Source organism: Flectobacillus sp., assembly GCF_049240685.1.
In the GTDB taxonomy this organism is placed as follows: domain Bacteria; phylum Bacteroidota; class Bacteroidia; order Cytophagales; family Spirosomataceae; genus Flectobacillus.
In genome coordinates this window covers 7475-9600 of record NZ_JBMLSD010000444.1, presented here as the reverse complement: position 1 = coordinate 9600, position 2126 = coordinate 7475, and the positions used below count along the sequence as shown (strand labels likewise).

3 protein-coding genes are annotated in these 2126 nt (G+C 38.0%); all 3 read left to right on the top strand.

The genetic code is table 11. The features are described 5' to 3' along the window. Window positions 1-51: 51 nt before the first annotated feature. Window positions 52-804: a YHYH protein gene (locus ACOVQ4_RS20500; protein WP_421822469.1), complete on the top strand. Its 753-nt coding sequence runs from the start codon at window positions 52-54 to the stop codon at window positions 802-804. Window positions 805-929: 125 nt separating this feature from the next. Next, window positions 930-1496 carry a toxin-antitoxin system YwqK family antitoxin gene (locus ACOVQ4_RS20495; protein ID WP_421822468.1) on the top strand — a complete coding sequence of 189 codons (567 nt, stop codon included), beginning with the start codon at window positions 930-932 and terminating at the stop codon, window positions 1494-1496. Continuing rightward, window positions 1496-2125, top strand: coding sequence for an SCO family protein (locus tag ACOVQ4_RS20490; RefSeq protein ID WP_421822467.1), 630 nt, complete (start codon window positions 1496-1498; stop codon window positions 2123-2125). The genes ACOVQ4_RS20495 and ACOVQ4_RS20490 overlap by 1 nt, the downstream gene beginning before the upstream one ends. The last annotated feature ends 1 nt before the right edge of the window (window position 2126 follow it).

Below are 2126 nucleotides of genomic sequence, written 5' to 3'. Positions count from 1 at the left end.
TTATGTTTACTCAAACTGGCAAAAAAGCGTTTGCCCTAACTATCAAAAACTATGAAAAAGCCATTATTTCTATGGGCTTTTATGGGAATCCTTTCTTGTAAAAGCGACAATACCACCTCGGTAACTCCCGACAATACCGCCACGACCTCCGAAGTAGATATATCTGTAGTACAGTCTAAATTTTCGAACTCTGGTTTATCGGTTACGGTAGAAGGTAATTATTTAGTCATCAAAAGCAATGGTATTCCCAACCATAAAAGCCCTTATTTTCAATCAACAGACACAAGGTATGAGGCTTACAATGGAACCAACACTAAATTTAACCTGAATCCCAATCGTATATCCTCCCAGAATTTTGTATTTAAAATACCACTTCATCCAGCCAAAGCTAATACTCATGCTTCTACGCCACTAGGCCCAATAGGAGTGTCAATAAACGGGGTTCCATTTTTTAATCAATATGCAGGACCTAACCAGCCTTTGACTAATGAGATTAATTCTTTTGACCAATATTTGGGTCATCCTCAACAAACAGGGCAATATCATTATCATCAGGAACCAGCTTACTTGACTACCCAAAACGGGAAATCAGCTTTTCTAGGCTTTCTTCTGGATGGTTTTCCAGTATATGGCCCTCAAGAAAATGGAAAGGCTGTATCCAATTCCGATTTGGATACTTATCACGGACATTCGCACACAACTGCCGAATTTCCAAAAGGAGTTTACCATTATCATATCACCGACGCCGACCCATATATCAATGGCTCAGGTTTTTATGGAACAGCAGGAACAGTTAGTCAGTAGAAGTTGCGAATGGTGAGTGGTGAATTGTGAATGTATGGCTGTTATTATCAAAATTCCTAGTTCAAGACTTAGTCTTGGACTTACTTTTTAAACAGTTTAAAACTGTTATTAATATAAAGTTGACTATGAAATTTCACCATTGGTTAGTTCTCTTTTTAAGTCAAATTTTGCTGTTCGCTTGTGAAAAATCGCAGCCACATTACAAGTGGGATGACAAGGCTTTTGCGTATCAACAAGATGTTCTTTTTTATCAAGGAAAACCTTTTTCTGGTGTGCTTGATAGCTTTTTCCCAAACCATCAAAAATCTTCGGAAAGAGTTTACAATCAAGGAAAGCTTGAAGGATGGGAAACACAATGGTATGCAAATGGCCGTTTGTCAGAGAAACGTTTTTATAAGAATAATCAAAAATTTGGGCATCATACTGCTTTTTGGGGAAATGGTCAAAAACGCTTCGATTATCATTTTGTGGAGGATATGCCCGTTGGTGAGCACAAGCAATGGTATCAGAGCGGACAACTTTTTTCTTTATGTCACTATAATGAACAAGGTCAACCTTCAGGAAGACAAAGTTTTTGGTATGAAAATGGAAAACTCAAAGCCAATTTTGAGGTAGTAGAGGGAAGAAGATTTGGATTACTTGGCGCCAAAGGTTGTATGGGCGAAAACGAAAAACTTCAAACGGGATTATAATGAATAAAATCACTCTTTTTGTCCTCCTAAATTTGCTTATTACGGCTTGTACTTCCTCTGAGAATAAGGTGAAAATTCCGTATTACAATACAGCAGATTTTACCACAATTTGGAACGCCGACAGTGTCACACATCATATCGCAGATTTTAGTTTTCAAAACCAAGCAGGACAGAAGGTAGGGCTGAATACTGTCAAAGGTAAAATTCATGTTGCCAATTTCTTCTTTACTATCTGTCCAAGTCTTTGCCCTCGATTGATGGATGGTATGCAAAAGGTCGCGCAGGCGTATGCCCATGATAGTTCCCTCATTATTATGTCCTATAGCGTTATGCCCAATCGTGACAGTGTAGCGGTTTTGGCACGATATGCAAAGGCAAAAAATATAAATTTGCCGCAATGGCATTTGTTGACAGGAGATAAAAAACAGATGTATAATTTGGCAAGAAAATCCTATTTTGCGGATGAAAATTTGGGCGTAGCAAAAGACCAAAACAATTTTTTACATACCGAAAACTTTATTTTGGTAGATTCCCAAAGCCGAATTCGTGGCATATATAATGGTACCTTAGCCACAGATATAGAAAATTTGATTGCGGATATTCGAGTGCTGAAAGAGGAGGAAAATTGAT